This is a genomic window from Paenibacillus sp. sgz302114 (assembly GCF_056120345.1).
Map to the genome: position 1 here is coordinate 19,725 of NZ_JBVYOI010000015.1, position 15,209 is coordinate 34,933.

The window sequence follows — 15,209 nt, forward strand, 5'->3', positions numbered from 1 at the left end:
TCACCTGTCTACTATTTGGGCTGACCATCAAATGATGGCCAGCCCTTTTGTATGATTGCGTAGAATGTGCTGCGCGGTTTCGGCCGATTTCGGCGGATAGTAGAAGTAGCCTTGAATCTCGTGGCACTCGCCATTTTGCAAGAAAGCAAGCTGCTCGCTTGTTTCGACGCCCTCGGCGATGATCGTCAGCTCCATATGTTTGGCCAGCAGCAGCATAGCGAGTATGATAGCCTCATCCTTGGGCTCCTTGCCGATGCCAATGACGAAGGAGCGGTCAATCTTGATCTTGTCGACGGGCAGCCGTTTCAAGTAGCTCAGCGAAGAATAATACGTGCCGAAATCATCGATGGACACCCGCACATTGTCGCTGCGCAGCTCCTGCAAGACGGCGGCATTGTTGTCGTGCATCGCCATGTTCTCCGTGATCTCAAGCTCCAGATAAGCGGGATCGAGCCCGGTCTCGGCGAGGATCGCTTTCACTTGCGCCGCCAGATCGTAGCGCGGCGCGAACTGCCGCGCCGACAGGTTAACTGCGATGGTGACCGGCGGCAAGCCCGCATCCTGCCACGCTTTGTTCTGCGCGCAAGCCGTGCGCAGCACCCATTCGCCAATCGGAATCATCAGCCCTGATTCTTCGGCAATCGGAATGAAGACGGTCGGCGAGATGGGGCCGATCTTCGGGTGAGTCCAGCGCAGCAGTGCTTCAAGGCCGGCGATGCGTCCTGTTGCAAGCTCAATCTGCGGCTGATAGAACAATTCGAACTCCTGGTGGTCGAGCGCGCGCCGCAGACTGTTCTTAATGTACATTTTCTGCTGCAAATCGGCATTCAAGGTATCGTCGTAGATCCGGTAAGTGTTTTTTCCCTCTTCCTTCGCCTGATACATCGCCGCATCCGCGTATTTCATAAGTGTGTTGGCATCCTGGCTGTGGTCGGGGAAGATCGTTATTCCGATGCTGGCGGTGACGAAATATTCAATCTGCTGCAGCAGGAACGGTTCATAGAACAGATTGACCAGTCGCTGAGCGAGCTGGTGCACCTGCGTCAAATCGGTTAGCGTAGGCAAAATAATCGTAAATTCATCGCCGCCAATCCGCGAAAGCGATTCTCCCTCATTGAGAGGCTGCTTCAGGCGCTGGCCGACCTCTTGCAGCAGCAAATCCCCATAAGAATGACCAACCGTATCATTAATGAGCTTGAACTGGTCGAGATCAATGAAGAACAGCGCGAACCGCTCGTCGAGGGCAGTATGAGAGGTGACGACGGCGTCTAAGTGTTCCTGAAAAAACATCCGGTTGTGAAGCCCTGTCACCGTGTCGTGGAAAGCGACCTTACGCAAATTCCGCTCGCTTCCTTCGAGCAGCAGGTACTGCTTACGCAGCGCATCCTCTGCCTCGCTAAGCTTATCGAAGGTGGCTGCCAGCTGTGTATTCGCGGTCATCAAGTTGCTCGTCCGTTCCTTGACCATTGCTTGGAGCTTATGCTTCTGGGTAAGCTGAAGGTAGATAATGTAGATGAGCAGGGCGCATCCGAGCGAGCATAGCAGACGAATAACGCGGATTTTCGTATCAATAAACGCTGCTTTGGCCGTGGTCGGCACGCCTGCCAGCTGCCATGTTCCTTCGCTCAGACGAACCGTTGTGAGCTGTGGCGAGCGTTCGAACAGCGCAGCATCTCCGAATATCGTTTTTCCATTGGCTCGCACTGCCATCTCGATGCCTTTATTCTCCTTCGTCAAACCAGCCTCGGCGAGGATGGGAGGCACATCAAGCACAACAGAGACGAAGCCCCAGAACTCGTTGTTTATGAAGATAGACTGCCGGGTCAAGAGGCCAAGACCGCCTTGCGTCAGCTCGAAGGGACCGAGAATCGTCTTTTGGTCGGTCTGCTTCGTCCGCTCGGCATTTTGACGTATAGCTGGATTTTCATGGGTTAAGAGGTTGAGGCCGATGATGCTCTCATTGCTTTTTAGCGGATAAACGAATTTGGCGATGCCGCCGGGGTAGACGGATAAATTGCGGATGCCATGCATCGGTTGAACAAAATGGACGGCGAATGTATCGAACTGCTTTTGGCTGAGCGTATTGCCGCTCATAATGGATGTATCGATGAACGCTTTCAGTCCATCAGAGAGAAGCATTCTGCGCTCGAGCGCAAGTGTAAGCGAGGAGGCATTGGCGGCTAGCTCGACGGATGCATCATGATCGAGATCCTTGTGCATCCACTCGCTGTAAATGTCTGTCACCCAGTAGAAGCTGCTGCCAAGCAAGACTGTGATAAGCATGATAAGGAGCCAAATTCTGCGCGGTGCATTATATCGCAGAGGGGCATGCTGGGATAGTGTATCCATTACGTTATCGCCCCTTCAAGATTCATTGTTAACCCATACGAAGCATTCGGCATAAATCGACAAATTCCTGCCGAGTTCGGTATAATGGACTGTCACAAGAGTGATAAATTATTGCAAAAGGGTCAACATAGAGCTGGTCCGATTCGATTATGATAGAAATACATAGATACGCATCTCAAACCGAGAGGAAGAGGATTGGTATGAATAGATGGCATCTGCTGCCGAAAGTTGATCTGCATGTTCATCTGGATGGCAGCCTGCGTCCAGTCACGGCGATGGCGATTGCCGCAGCTGAAGGTATCGAGCTTCCTGTCACCGATGAAGCTGGGCTGATTCCGTACATGCAGGTGGATGATGATTGCCGCAGCTTGCCGGAATACCTCAGCAAATTCGATTTTACGACCCGGTTCATGCAGTCTGGTGCAGCTCTGGAGCGTGTTGCTTACGAGACGCTGGCGCAGGCGGCCTCGCATAATTGCCGTTACATAGAAGTGCGTTTCGCGCCGCAGCTGCATCGCCGCCGGGGGTTGCAGACTGATGAGACCATCCATCATGTCATCGCGGGCATGAAGCGGGCGGAGCAGGAGTTCGACATTGTTGGCCGAGTAATCGCGATCTGCATGCGGAATCACGAGCAGCAGCAGAATCTTGAGGTTATTGAAGCTGCTGCGAAATTTGAAGGAAAAGGGCTCGTTGCCGTTGATTTGGCTGGCGATGAAGCTTCGTTCCCGCCGGAGCTGTTCCGTGGGGTGTTCGCGCTTGCGCATAAGCGGTCGCTGCCGGTGACCATTCATGCCGGAGAGGCGGCAGGGGCTCAGAACGTCTATGAAGCGGTGAAGAATCTGGGTGCTTCGCGGATCGGGCACGGTGTACGGCTTCGGGAAAATCCCGCTATTCTGCAAATGATTCTGGAGCAGCGGATTCCGCTTGAAATGTGCCCGGTGAGCAACATTCAGACGAAGGCTGTAGCGGACTGGGATGTGTATCCGATTCGCGAGTACTTCGAGAAAGGGCTGCTCGTAACGTTGAATACGGACAATCCGAGCGTCTCCGGCACCGACATTGCGCGTGAATACCGGATCGTGTCGGAACGGTTCGATTTTACCGACTCGGAGCTGGCTGCTGTTATTCGTAATGGCGTAAACGCAGCGTTCCTTGAGGATTCGGTGAAGAAGGAGCTGAAGCAGCGCGTGGAGAAGGATTTGGCGGCGCTCGGCATCAAATAAATGCGAGCATTCGCAGCTAGTTGTATTTGAAAGGAGCAAACGAACTTGGATCAATCGTCATCCACGCAATCGGGACGGAACAATAATGACGATGAGCACCGCGAAGCGGCAAGCGGCGGCGTCGGCGAGCGCACCTCACAGCGGGAGCGCTATTCGCGGCAGCTGCTGTTCCCGCCGATTGGCATTAGCGGGCAGCAGAAGATCGCCGCCGCCACGGTTGTCGTAGTCGGTATGGGAGCGCTTGGAACCGTTATCGCCAATCATATGGCGAGAGCGGGCGTCGGCAAGCTGCGCATTATTGACCGCGACTACGTCGAGCGAAGCAACCTGCAGCGGCAGATGCTGTACGACGAAGAAGACGTGCAGCAGGTCCGGCCGAAGGTTGTAGCCGCCGAGCGGAAGCTCTCGCGCATCAATAGCGACATCACGATCGATCCGATCGTCTCGCATGTGACGGCAGATAATGCCGAAGCTCTGATTACCGGTGCCGATCTGGTGCTCGATGGCACGGATAACTTCCAGACGCGGTTGCTCCTGAACGATGTCTGCTTCAAGCTTGGCATCCCGTTCATCTACGGCGGCGCTGTTAGCTCCCACGGCATGACCGCGGTGTTCATCCCCGGTCAAACCTCTTGCCTTCGCTGCCTGCTAGGTTCCGGCGACAGCGGAGGCGGCGGCGACACCTGCGATACGGTCGGCGTCATCTCGCCGATTATCGACATCATCGCTTCCCTGCAAGCGGTCGAGGCGCTGAAATTCATGGTCGGCGCAACCGATGCGCAGCGCCAAGGGCTCCTATCGCTGGAGATTTGGCAGCACCAGATGATGGATCTCAAGCTTCCTCCGCAGCGGACGAGCTGCCCGACGTGCAGCCTGAAACAATATCCTTCGCTGCAAGCGAGTGATGCCGATCATCAACAACGGCCGGTAACCTTGTGCGGCCGCGAAACGGTCCAGATCAGCGGCAAGCGACCGCTTCATTTGCAGCAAATGGCCGAGCGGCTCGAACGATCATGCACCGTGACCCGCAATCCATATCTGCTGAAGGTTGAGTTGCCCGAAGGCGAACGGCTTGTCGTCTTCCCGGATGGACGTGTGCTCGTCCAAGGGACTGAAGATTTGGCGCGTGCACAAACCTTGTATGACCGGTATATCGGGTCTTAAATTATTTTTTGGTAAACTGAGTATAGAAAAGGTCTCGACTGCTTATAATAGCAGAGGGCAAAGGTTTTCCCCGTTCTCTGCAGAGGTACTCGAGGCCTAAGAAGTTCATTGCTTTTCAACCATAGATATGCTAATATGATCTTAGTCATAAAAGAACCTGAATTCACATATTGAAAAGGGTTGTCATTTGTGCGAGATGGTACCTTTTTCAATGTGTGATTTTTTTATTTGTCGTAAACGAATAAAAAGTACATGTTAATTTAATTTTGGAGGTAATTCCCAATGCAACAAGGAACAGTTAAATGGTTTAACGCTGAGAAAGGTTTCGGCTTCATCGAAGTTGAAGGCGGCAACGATGTATTCGTACATTTCTCCGCAATCGTAGGCGAAGGCTTCAAGACTCTTGACGAAGGCCAACGCGTTGAGTTCAACGTTGTTCAAGGCAACCGTGGACCACAAGCAGAAAACGTTGTAAAACTGTAGTTTTATAGCGAACAATGGAACTGCCCTTAACTTATGTTAAGGGCAGTTTTTTTATTGGTCATAATAACGGGTCAGCTCGGTTGGGATGTTGTTCCTCATAAAGTATGTGTCGATCGACTCGCCTTCATCGGGTTGTTCATTGTGCAGCAGCAGCTGAACCGCAAATTCATTCGCTTCTGTCTCATATCGACCTGCTACGAAGAAGGAACGCTCGTCCAGGAAGAAGCGGCTAATTCCTCGATGCAGCTGGTCATGTCCGAGCTCATGTGCGCAGACAACCCGCTGCCATATGTCGGAGAGGTTCTGGTTAATCGCAATAAACCGCCGCCGCAGTGTGCGAAGATAATAGCCCCGGCAGTTGTCCGGCAGGTCAAGGAACTGAACGTTTACTTTCAAATGAGCTGCCAGCTTGAAAGGGTCGGCGGTGCCATGTTTACGAACAAGCTTGCAGACAGTCTGTTCAATGCTCATTCTATTCCCCCAAATCAGCCTTCCGAGCGCGGCTTGCTCCGTTTATTCATTTTTTTGGCATCCCAGAACATGCCCTCCATAAAACCAAGCACTCTTGCTTTTTCCTCCGCAGTCAGCGGTACGCCATCAAACATAACCTCTTGCTGATTTAAAAAGGTTTTGAAATCTTTGACGTCCTTGCGAGTCGCAAACTCTGGAATCGCAGCTGTGCCGCCTGCGGCATCAAGCGAAACGGGATTCTCAGAACGTCCAAGCAAATAGTCGGCGGTCGTATGCAGCACATCCGCGAGGTCGCCTAGCATTTCATTGTTCGGGGTGCTATAGCCAGTCTCATAGTTGGATATTGTCGTTTTCTTCGCATTTACAAGCTCCGCTAATTGCTCTTGTGTATAATTCATCGCTTTGCGCCGCTCCTTTAAACGATCCATTAACACATCTACCGACCACCTGTTCGTATGTAAGTTCAAGTATATTGTACTACATCATAGAAATAAAGCAATATTTATTCAAGTAACTCATATTAACTGATTGACATCCCAAGAATATGGGACTAATATTTCTGTATCCAAGAAAATTGGACTGTGCTTGTTTCGTTCATAATTAGGCGAAGGAGGGAAATTAATATGTTGTTTTTTGCGGCGCTTGGAGGGTGGGATAAAGCACTGCAAGTGCTACTTGTGCTTATTATTGCGGAGTATGTTACGGGTTTCTTGCGTGCAATTAGATACGGAACGGTCAATGCCGATGTGGTCGGCTGGAGTATTGTCCGCAAAATGCTCATTTTGTTCATTGTGGGGCTTGCGTCGATGCTGGATGGGTGGAACGAGCACGGTGTGCCGATTTTTCGTACGGCAGCTATTTATTTCTACTGCGGGCGTGAAGGGCTGTCTCTCATCGAGCATTTAGGTGCCAATGGGATTCCGCTTCCTAGGGTGATAAAGGATTTTCTAGAGCAGCTTAGCGAACATAAGAATGAGAAGCGTAGCCGTAAGACAAGGTTGTAATTGATGCTTGCCGCGGGACAAGCTTATGCTACAATAAAAGAACAAACGTTCGAATTCCGGTCTTATATAACAGGAGATAAAATGCCAAAAAAAGTGCAGCTGTCGGTGCGATCGCTCGTGGAGTATGCGTATTTAAGTGGGGATATCGAGTCGGGGTTTCATACGGCTGCCTCCATGACGGAAGGGACGAAGGCGCATCAGCGCATTCAGAAGCAGTACGGCGAGCAGGATGAGAAGGAAGTTTACGTGAGTACGGAGATCGAGCGGGACGATCTCCTCTTTGTCATTGACGGGCGCTGCGATGGACTTCTTGCGCCAGCCGGAGAAGACGCTCTCCTGACCGTTGACGAAATCAAGTCCACCTCCGGCAAGCTGCCGGAGCTCCCCGAGCACACTTATCCCGTTCACTGGGCGCAGGCCAAGTGCTACGCCTACATCATCGCGCAGGAGCGTGGTCTCCAAGGAATAACGGTGCAGCTGACATATGTGCAGGTAGATACAGAAGAGGAGCGGCGCTTCCAACAGACGTTAACTGCGTCCGAGCTGGAGCGGTTTGTCCACGAAATGATTAGCTGCTACTACGCGCGCGCGGCACAGCAGGTGGAGCATCAGGAGAAGCGCGACCGCAGCATCAAGGAGCTGGCGTTTCCTTTTCCGGCTTATCGGGAGGGACAGCGCAAGCTGGCGGGGGCGGTCTACCAGTCGATTGCAAGCAAGCACAAGCTGTTTGCCAAGGCGCCGACAGGCATCGGCAAGACGATCTCGACGATCTTCCCGGCGGTCAAGGCAATCGGGGAGGGCGTGCTGCAGCGGGTTGTTTATTTGACGGCGAAGACGATCACTCGAACATCGGCTGAGGAAGCTTTTGCACTGCTGGAGGCGAGAGGGCTGCACTTGCAAGTCGTCACGCTGACCGCCAAGGAGAAGATCTGCTTCCAGGAGGAGGTGCGCTGTTCCAAGGAGCACTGCCCCTACGCAAACGGCTACTACGATCGGATTAACGAGGCGCTGCTCGACCTTCGCACGAACGAAACGCGCATTACCCGTGAAGTGATCGAGACGTACGCGCGCAAGCATACGGTATGTCCGTTCGAATTTGCGCTGGATGCGGCTTACGGGGCCGACGCCATGATATGCGATTACAATTACGTCTTCGACCCGCGCGTCAACTTGAAGCGCATGTTCGAGGAGCAGAAGCGGCGCACTGCAGTGCTTATAGATGAAGCGCATAATCTCGTAGACCGGGCGCGAGAGATGTACTCGAGCACGCTCGATAAAGCGGATTTTCTAGAGATGCGGCGAGCCTACAAAGGGAGGCCAAGCCTTACTGCACCTGCCGTCTACACAGCGGCCAAAGCTGTGAACGAGTACTTCATCGCGCTGCGTAAATCCATCGGTGAGAAGCAGCAAGAGGTGACCAGAGAGCTGCCGGAGGCACTGGTCGGTCTCGTTGAGCAGTTCATAACGGAGGCGGAGCGGGAGCTGCTCAGTGCTAACAGCGGGGAGGCGAACCCGCAGCTGCTGGAGCTGTATTTTCGCTGTCAGAGCTTCGTTCGTATCGCCAAGCTGTACGATGAGCGGTATGTCACGTACACCGAATGCGAGCGGAGCGAAGTGCATATGAAGCTGTTCTGCTTGGATCCGTCGCATCTGCTGCGCACGATGAGCAAAGGATACAGGTCCATGGTGTTTTTCTCGGCGACGCTGACACCGCTCCATTATTATATGGATATGCTCGGCGGCAGCATCGAAACGGATTATTCGGTCGTGGTGCCGTCCCCGTTCACATCGGAACAGCTAGAGGTGAGCATTAGTCCACTGTCGACGCGCTATCAGGATCGGGAGCGGACGATTGATCGGGTTGTGGAGCAGATCGGGTGGATGGCGGGTCAGCGGCAGGGCAACTATCTCGTGTTCTTCCCTTCGTACGCGTATATGAATGATGCGGTAGAGCGGTTCCTAATAGCCAATCAGGGTGAAATAGAAGCAGGGCGCATGAGAGCAATCGTGCAAGCGACGCGAATGTCGGAGGAGGAGCGGGAGCGGTTTTTGGCTGCTTTTCAGGCGGATACGCAAGAAACGCTAATTGGGTTCGCCGTCATGGGCGGCATTTTCTCGGAGGGGATCGACCTCGCCCGCGACCGCCTGATCGGCGTAGCCGTCGTCGGCGTCGGACTGCCGCAGGTCGGCCTGGAGCGCGATATTATGAAGGCGTATTTCGATGAGACTGGGAGAAACGGCTTCGAATATACGTTTCTGTTCCCCGGCATGAATAAAGTGCTGCAGGCGGGCGGCCGTCTCATCCGGTCAGAGGACGACAGAGGAAGCTTGCTGCTGATTGACGACCGCTATCTGCAGCCTCGGTATAATCGGCTGCTGCCGCAGGAGTGGCTGGACTATCAGGTGTTGCGGACATAAAAGCGATAATAGTGGTAGAGAGCTTTTTGACATTATTCCTGTTCCGCTCATCCAAGTTTTGGGTGTACTATGAAAGGGATAGTAGATGAGCATCCGTACATTTCGTGCAGAGGGAGAAAGGTGGTCATAATCAAATGCAAGGAACGAAACAGCAGAAGTGGCAGGGTATTCCGTTTAATCAGGTGAGGATTGAGGATAGCTTTTGGCGGCCGAGGCTTGATCTATTGACACAGGTGACACTGCCGCTCTGCCTGACGAAGAGCGAAGAGACGGGGCGGATTAGCAATTTTGCCAAAGCGGCTGAGCTAGTGGATGGCGAGTTCGAAGGCATTTATTTTAACGATTCCGATGTATATAAGGTGCTTGAAGGTGCTGCTTACAGCTTGATGACGAACCGTGACGCGGTGCTGGAGGCGGAGATTGACCGCATTATCGGCCTGATTGCTGCCGCGCAGGAGGAAGACGGCTATCTGTGCACGTACTATACACTCGTCAAGCCGGATGAGAAGTGGACGGACATGGAGAAGCACGAAATGTACAATGGCGGTCATCTCATTGAAGCGGCGGTTGCGTATTACGAAGCGACGGGCAAAAGAGTGCTGCTTGACGTGGCCTGCAGACTTGCCGATCATTACGATTCGGTGTTCGGCCCGGGCAAGCGCCACTGGGTGGAAGGGCATGAGGAGATCGAGCTCGCGCTGGTGAAGCTGTTTCGGGTAACGGGCGAGGAGCGCTATTGGAAGCTGGCGCTATGGCTCCTTGAAGAGCGGGGACATGGACACGGCGTTGGCGCGATTTGGGATAATAAAGAGTGGGGGCCAGCCTATTGTCAGGACGACGTGCCGGTTCGGGACATTAAGGAAGTGAAAGGACACGCTGTCCGCGCCATGTACTTGTACACGGCGATGGCCGATGTTGTGCACGTATCCGGCGATACGACCTATATGGATGCGCTGCATAGAGTATGGGAGCATACGGTCGAACGGAATATGTACATAACGGGCGGAATCGGTCCATCGAGACATAATGAAGGGTTTACGCATGACTTCGACCTGCCGAATGACAGTGCCTATTGCGAAACGTGCGCCGCGATTGCGATGGTGCTGTGGAATCATCGGATGAACCTGCTGACAGGTGATGCGAAGTATGCGGACATTATCGAGCGTGAGATGTTTAACGGCGCACTTGCTGGCATTTCGCTATCCGGCGACCGGTTCTTCTATGTCAATCCACTCGCTTCCGAAGGCAATCATCATCGTGTGCCTTGGTTCGACTGCTCATGCTGTCCGACGAACCTCGTTCGGTTCCTCCCTTCGATTGGCGGTTATGTGTATAGTCGCACGGACGATGGGCTTGTCGTGAACCAGTATGTGAGCGGCACTGCTTCGTGCGAAGCTGGGGCTGAGGGCACTGCTATCACGTTGGAGCAGAAGACCTCTTATCCGTGGAGTGGACAAATCGAGCTGACGGTTGGGGCGGTCGCGGGAGCTGAGGGGGATGGCGGCGGTGGCACTGCTCACGGCAATGCGTTTGAGATTAAGCTGCGAATTCCGGGCTGGTGCCGAGGCTATGGCGTTTCCGTCAATGGCAGTGCGGTTCGAGGCGCCGATCTGTTGGTGGGCAAAGGTTATGTGACGCTGAGTAGGGCGTGGAAAGCAGGCGACACCATTGCGCTCAGCTTGGATATGGCTGTCGAGGCTGTACGTTCCCGAGAGGAAGTCGTCAGCAACGCTGGACGTGTTGCGTTCCAGCGCGGTCCGGTCGTGTATTGCGCGGAAGGCATCGACAACGAGGCGTTGGCGTACGATCAGTTCGAAGTTTCGGCAGCCGCTCCGTTTGCAACTGAGCATCGGGCAGATCTGCTCGGCGGGGTTGTCGTTCTGACAGGCAAAGCGGCAAACGGCAATCAGGTGACGCTTGTTCCTTACTATGCGTGGGACAATCGAGAGCCAGGATTTATGCAAGTTTGGATGAAAGAGAAGCAGGCGCATACTTTGTATCGGTTTTAGTCGTTTATGAGTAGAAGAAGCCATAGCGGGTCAGCAGCAATGCGACCAGCTATGGCTTCTTTGTTGTATAGTGAGCTCGTTTATTCCGCGTTCGATGCGGCAGGGGCGGTCACACGGAGGAGCCGTACACCTTCGTCCCGCGCGGATGATCGCCTTTATCATCGGGCTCAATCGTAATGCCGATGCTGTCAAAATCCAGCTTTGCTGACTCCATCGGCATCGCGAGCAACCCGACTCCTCGGTCAGATGGACCGACACGGAACGTGCCTGCGCTCTTGCGGACGCCGTCCTTCACGAGCCAGATTTGATAGGCTTCGCTGCCGCTCGTTGTCGCAGCTCCGAACAAATAGACGACGAACTGCCTGCTCTGCCCGTTGTCGACGATACAAGCGACGCCGGATGATTTGCCGGCGAGCTTGCCTGCGGCTTGGAGTGGGACGAGCTCCTTAATTTGAGCGGCTGATACGTTCAGCGCCTGCTCAACGGGAAGTGGTGCTCGCTGCTGCTCGCTGCGCAGCTGCCAGTTCCATGCGCCCATGAGCACGAGGCCGGCTACTGCTGCAGTCAGTAGAGCGGGGGTCAGCTTCCGGAATAGGGAGTGTCTTCTTCTCGCAGCCGAACGGCGCAAGGATCGGCCGTTGTCTGCCGGCTGAGCGGCAAGAGCGGCGTCCATGACCTGCTGCTTCAAGTCAGGCGGTGGTTCGATTTGGTGAATATCCGTGGGAAGCGCCTCCCATACCGTGCGCAATTCCTGGAGCTCCTGCTGGCAGGCTTCGCAGTGAGGGAGATGAAGTTCAAAGGCTGCTTTCTCCTCTGCGTTGCAGGCATCCGATACATACTCGAGGCAAAGCTCGCATGCTGGCGGCAGCTGCTGTTCTCTCTTCTCCATCACATTCCCTCCTCTTCTGCCGGCATATGTCTGCGCAATATTTTTAACGTCTGATGCAGTCGGTTCTTTACGGTGCCAAGCGGCTGATTATAAGCGGCGGCTAGCTCGCTTAAGCTGTAACCCTGCCAATAGAAATGCTCAAGCAGCATGATCTGCTGCGTGGACAAATGCTGATAGGCGCTGCGAATCTGATCCTTGAAAGACTCCCGTTCCGCGCGATCCTCCGGTGACGGTGCGCTCGAATCGGGAATACGGTCGAGCTCCTCGGGTGCAAAAGATAGGAGCGGAGCGTTCTGCCGCCGCTGCTTGCGCAGCCAGTCCGTCGTCATATTGCGCGTGACGGTAAGCAGCCAGCTCGTGAACCGGCCCTTCTCTGGGTTGTAGTCCGACTCGGTCGTCCACAGCCGGATGAAGACGGACTGCACGATATCCCGTGCAGCCGGTTCGTCCTTGAGCGCCTTGAACGCAAAGGAATAGACGAGCGCTCCGTAGCGATCGTAAAGAGTAGATAGCGCCTTCTGCTGTTTGCATTTGATGAGCAGCATCAATTCATAATCGCCAAGATTGTTCATGTGAGCCGGCCTCCCGGTCAGACATCAATTACAAGCTAGTATACCAAAATCATGCATACAGGGTAACCTTCCTGCTCGGATGGTTACCCTGCGCATATTATTTGGCAACGGTGATCGTCGCCTGCATGCCAGGATGCGGCGTGCAGTAATAAGAGAATACGCCTTCTTTGTCAAAGGTAATGACTTTGCCTTCATCTTTGCCGAGCAAGTCCGTGTCGAAGCTGCCATCATCAGCCGTCGCCGTATGCTTCACGTCGTCCCGGTTAATGAACTTGACCGTATCGCCCGGGTGAATGGTCAATGTGTCCGGCGTAAATCCGAAATCCTTAATTTCCACCACATACTGCTTGCTCTGCGGCTTCGTATCTGTGCTGCCGGCCGCAGGCTTGTCGGTCGCAGGCTTAGTGCTCGGCTTCGTCGCCGGTTTATCAGCAGGCTTCGATGTCTGCGGCTTCGTCACAGCAGGCTTCGCCGCATCCTTCGCCGGTGCCTTGCCGCCGTGATCGTCGCCAGCTTCGCCTTTGGCGCCTCCGCCGTGATCATCGCCAGCTTCGCCTTTGGCACCACCGCCATGATTATCGCCAGCTTCGCCTTTGGTGTGGCCGCCGTGATCGTCGGCTGCATCGCTCTTCGAGTCGGCCCCGCTTACATCACCGGCAGCTCCGCTATTCTTCGAATCATCCGAGCCGCCGGCAGCAGCAGTCGTTCCGGTATCCTTCGAATCCGAACCGCCCGCCGTCGTCCCGTCATCAACCGCAGCGGATGAGCCGTCGTCAGCTGCGACGGTTGAATCCCCTCCAGACGCATTGTCCGCCGTCTTCGTATTCGTCGTATTCGTCGCCGCCGAATCATCCATCGCCATATTGTTATGATTCTGATGATTTTGCTCCGCCGCCGAATCTTTCTTGCCGCAAGCACTCAGACTTAGCACGACAACGAGCAGCAGGCAGAGAAGGAAGTAACCTTTGCGCCGAGTAACTGGTCTCCTGTTCACCCCGTTCCTGGTCATAAGCATTCACTCATTTCACAATAATTTGGCCGGTCATAAACTTTTTGTGCGGCTCGCAGAAATAGTCATACGTACCTGGCTTCGTTAGCGTAATCGCGTACGACTCGCCTTTTGCCAGAAGAGGTGATTCGAAGCTGCCATCCACTGCAACGGCATTGTGCTTCATATCATCGTAATTCGTGAAGATAATCTGAGACCCTGCTTCAACCGTAAGCGGACCAGTGCCGAAGGAGTATTCTTTAATGTCGACGTGGTATGTCTTGACCGCAGGTGCTGCTGTGCCTGCCGTTGTGCCCGTGAATTTCGCTGGATTGACCACGAACCAAACGTTGTTGACCGCTTGCCCGTTCGAATCGCCGTGCGCAGCGTCTTTAATAAAGTAGTACAGCGGATAGCCTTTGTAGGTCGTTTGTTTGCTGCCATCAGCGCGTGTAATCGTACCGAAGTCGGAGCTCGCAACGCCAGTCGGCGTACTGTTGCCGTCCGCCAGATAAGCAGGCCAGTTCACGAGGCAAGTGCCTTCGCAAACGCTTTTATTCGGAGTATCCTTGTCAAAATAGTACAGCGTGCGACCATTTTCATCCGTCAAATAGTTGCCAAGTGTAGTGGATGTGCCTAGCATAGCGGCATAATCGGATTTAGCCACGAACCAGACGCCGCCGACGCCTTCGCCGTTCACGTCACCGGCAGCCATATCTTTTACAAAATAGTACAGAGGCCAGCCTTTATACGTCGTCTGTTCTGTACCATCAGCGCGCTTATACACGCCGAAGTCATCTGGGTTCAACGAGGATGGGATTTGCAGCTTGTCGGCATAGAAGATCGGCCAAGCGGTCAAGCATTGACCCTGGCACGACTCGAGATTCGCTGCGTCCTTTGTGAAATAGTAGAGCGTGCGGCCTGCGCTGTCGGTTAGATACGTACCGAGCTTCGCATTCGTACCCAGTCCGATGCGCGTACCGCCAGGCTGCTCAGCGGATGCTGCAATGACACTGCCCGCTTGCAGCTTTGCAAACAACGTCGTACCAGCCGGAGTCTTCGCATTCAACGATTCGATAAGAGCTGTCGCAATATCGTCGTTTGTCAGCATGGACACGCCCGCGATTTGCTTCAATCCTTTGCCTGCTGCAAAAGAAAGCGTATCCGCGTACTTGTAGTCCGTACCGGATTTGTATCCAAGCACCTCGAGCAGTACTTTGTAGAACTGCTGTGCGCTAATCATCTCCAGCGGGTCAAACTTGCCGCCGCCGGTGCCGTTCCAGCCGAGCTCTGCGTGCGCTTTCAAGTATGCGAGCACCGGTTTGTTCGCTTTGCCTACGAGTGCGGAATCGCTGAAGCTATCCGTACCTGTATAAGCAAGCGCATCCTGCAGCTTGCCCTGAAGGCGCAAGGAGATAATGGCGGCCTGGAGTCGCGTGGACATTTTGCCTAAGTAATCGCCCGTAACGCCTTTGCCGTCCCCAAGCAGCAGGCCGAGCTTCGCGGCTGCTTCGGCATCGGTTGCCGCAACGTTCGTTTCTTCTTCTGCGGAAGCGCTAAGTACAGGTAACAGTAAAGATAAGCATAAGGCGAATGCTAGCAAAAAGAGCCCAAACCTTGTTCTCTTCATTCGTCA

Annotated in this window: 13 protein-coding genes; 6 read left to right on the forward strand and 7 right to left on the reverse strand. The window is 54.0% G+C overall.

What is annotated here, in order from left to right; genetic code table 11:
- Positions 1-27 precede the first annotated feature (27 nt).
- Complete coding sequence (locus tag AC0LWF_RS24195) at positions 28-2,349, reverse strand: bifunctional diguanylate cyclase/phosphodiesterase (RefSeq protein ID WP_474654100.1); 2,322 nt, start codon at positions 2,347-2,349, stop codon at positions 28-30.
- Positions 2,350-2,549: 200 nt separating this feature from the next.
- Between AC0LWF_RS24195 and add the strand changes: the two genes are divergently transcribed.
- The 3 genes from add (at position 2,550) to AC0LWF_RS24210 (ending at position 5,222) form a co-directional block, all read left to right on the forward strand.
- Positions 2,550-3,575, forward strand: a complete 1,026-nt coding sequence (add, locus tag AC0LWF_RS24200) for an adenosine deaminase (protein WP_474654101.1) — start codon at positions 2,550-2,552, stop codon at positions 3,573-3,575.
- A gap of 45 nt (positions 3,576-3,620) precedes the next feature.
- Positions 3,621-4,739: a ThiF family adenylyltransferase gene (locus AC0LWF_RS24205; protein WP_474654102.1), complete on the forward strand. Its 1,119-nt coding sequence runs from the start codon at positions 3,621-3,623 to the stop codon at positions 4,737-4,739.
- A gap of 282 nt (positions 4,740-5,021) precedes the next feature.
- Positions 5,022-5,222: a cold-shock protein gene (locus AC0LWF_RS24210; protein ID WP_090575021.1), complete on the forward strand. Its 201-nt coding sequence runs from the start codon at positions 5,022-5,024 to the stop codon at positions 5,220-5,222.
- A gap of 51 nt (positions 5,223-5,273) precedes the next feature.
- On the opposite strand, the gene AC0LWF_RS24215 is transcribed toward AC0LWF_RS24210, so the two are convergent.
- Both AC0LWF_RS24215 and AC0LWF_RS24220 read right to left on the reverse strand, forming a co-directional pair.
- Positions 5,274-5,693 (reverse strand): ImmA/IrrE family metallo-endopeptidase, encoded by a 420-nt coding sequence (locus AC0LWF_RS24215; protein ID WP_474654103.1) that lies wholly within the window; start codon positions 5,691-5,693, stop codon positions 5,274-5,276.
- A 14-nt stretch (positions 5,694-5,707) separates the two neighbouring features.
- Positions 5,708-6,121, reverse strand: a complete 414-nt coding sequence (locus AC0LWF_RS24220; protein WP_474654171.1) for a helix-turn-helix domain-containing protein — start codon at positions 6,119-6,121, stop codon at positions 5,708-5,710.
- A gap of 195 nt (positions 6,122-6,316) precedes the next feature.
- On the opposite strand from AC0LWF_RS24220, the gene AC0LWF_RS24225 reads away from it, so the two are divergent.
- The 3 genes from AC0LWF_RS24225 to AC0LWF_RS24235 all read left to right on the forward strand — a co-directional run bounded on the left by AC0LWF_RS24225 (position 6,317) and on the right by AC0LWF_RS24235 (position 11,124).
- Positions 6,317-6,697 (forward strand): phage holin family protein, encoded by a 381-nt coding sequence (locus AC0LWF_RS24225; protein WP_474654104.1) that lies wholly within the window; start codon positions 6,317-6,319, stop codon positions 6,695-6,697.
- An 81-nt stretch (positions 6,698-6,778) separates the two neighbouring features.
- Complete coding sequence (locus tag AC0LWF_RS24230; protein WP_474654105.1) at positions 6,779-9,115, forward strand: ATP-dependent DNA helicase; 2,337 nt, start codon at positions 6,779-6,781, stop codon at positions 9,113-9,115.
- A 134-nt stretch (positions 9,116-9,249) separates the two neighbouring features.
- Positions 9,250-11,124 carry a glycoside hydrolase family 127 protein gene (locus tag AC0LWF_RS24235; RefSeq protein ID WP_474654106.1) on the forward strand — a complete coding sequence of 625 codons (1,875 nt, stop codon included), beginning with the start codon at positions 9,250-9,252 and terminating at the stop codon, positions 11,122-11,124.
- Positions 11,125-11,233: 109 nt separating this feature from the next.
- Here the strand turns inward: AC0LWF_RS24235 and AC0LWF_RS24240 are convergent, their stop codons facing one another.
- From AC0LWF_RS24240 to AC0LWF_RS24255, 4 genes are all read right to left on the reverse strand, one after another.
- Positions 11,234-12,013, reverse strand: coding sequence for an anti-sigma factor (locus AC0LWF_RS24240; protein WP_474654107.1), 780 nt, complete (start codon positions 12,011-12,013; stop codon positions 11,234-11,236).
- Positions 12,013-12,585 (reverse strand): RNA polymerase sigma factor, encoded by a 573-nt coding sequence (locus tag AC0LWF_RS24245; RefSeq protein ID WP_474654108.1) that lies wholly within the window; start codon positions 12,583-12,585, stop codon positions 12,013-12,015. Before AC0LWF_RS24245 ends, AC0LWF_RS24240 begins: the two co-directional genes overlap by 1 nt.
- Positions 12,586-12,682: 97 nt before the next feature.
- A complete protein-coding gene (locus AC0LWF_RS24250) occupies positions 12,683-13,594 on the reverse strand; it encodes a cupredoxin domain-containing protein (RefSeq protein WP_474654109.1) in 912 nt (303 codons plus the stop codon).
- 10 nt (positions 13,595-13,604) lie between these two features.
- Positions 13,605-15,203 (reverse strand): plastocyanin/azurin family copper-binding protein, encoded by a 1,599-nt coding sequence (locus tag AC0LWF_RS24255; RefSeq protein ID WP_474654110.1) that lies wholly within the window; start codon positions 15,201-15,203, stop codon positions 13,605-13,607.
- Between the last annotated feature and the right edge of the window lie 6 nt (positions 15,204-15,209).

Excerpts from the sequence above, each read along its gene's own strand:
- AC0LWF_RS24220 (WP_474654171.1), bottom strand. The coding sequence starts at position 6,121 with ATGGATCGTTTAAAGGAGCGGCGCAAAGCGATGAATTATACACAAGAG.
- AC0LWF_RS24250 (WP_474654109.1), bottom strand. The coding sequence starts at position 13,594 with ATGACCAGGAACGGGGTGAACAGGAGACCAGTTACTCGGCGCAAAGGT.
- AC0LWF_RS24225 (WP_474654104.1), top strand. The coding sequence starts at position 6,317 with ATGTTGTTTTTTGCGGCGCTTGGAGGGTGGGATAAAGCACTGCAAGTG.
- AC0LWF_RS24210 (WP_090575021.1), top strand. The coding sequence starts at position 5,022 with ATGCAACAAGGAACAGTTAAATGGTTTAACGCTGAGAAAGGTTTCGGC.
- AC0LWF_RS24215 (WP_474654103.1), bottom strand. The coding sequence starts at position 5,693 with ATGAGCATTGAACAGACTGTCTGCAAGCTTGTTCGTAAACATGGCACC.
- add (WP_474654101.1), top strand. The coding sequence starts at position 2,550 with ATGAATAGATGGCATCTGCTGCCGAAAGTTGATCTGCATGTTCATCTG.
- AC0LWF_RS24240 (WP_474654107.1), bottom strand. The coding sequence starts at position 12,013 with ATGGAGAAGAGAGAACAGCAGCTGCCGCCAGCATGCGAGCTTTGCCTC.
- AC0LWF_RS24195 (WP_474654100.1), bottom strand. The coding sequence starts at position 2,349 with ATGGATACACTATCCCAGCATGCCCCTCTGCGATATAATGCACCGCGC.
- AC0LWF_RS24230 (WP_474654105.1), top strand. The coding sequence starts at position 6,779 with ATGCCAAAAAAAGTGCAGCTGTCGGTGCGATCGCTCGTGGAGTATGCG.
- AC0LWF_RS24255 (WP_474654110.1), bottom strand. The coding sequence starts at position 15,203 with ATGAAGAGAACAAGGTTTGGGCTCTTTTTGCTAGCATTCGCCTTATGC.
- AC0LWF_RS24245 (WP_474654108.1), bottom strand. The coding sequence starts at position 12,585 with ATGAACAATCTTGGCGATTATGAATTGATGCTGCTCATCAAATGCAAA.
- AC0LWF_RS24235 (WP_474654106.1), top strand. The coding sequence starts at position 9,250 with ATGCAAGGAACGAAACAGCAGAAGTGGCAGGGTATTCCGTTTAATCAG.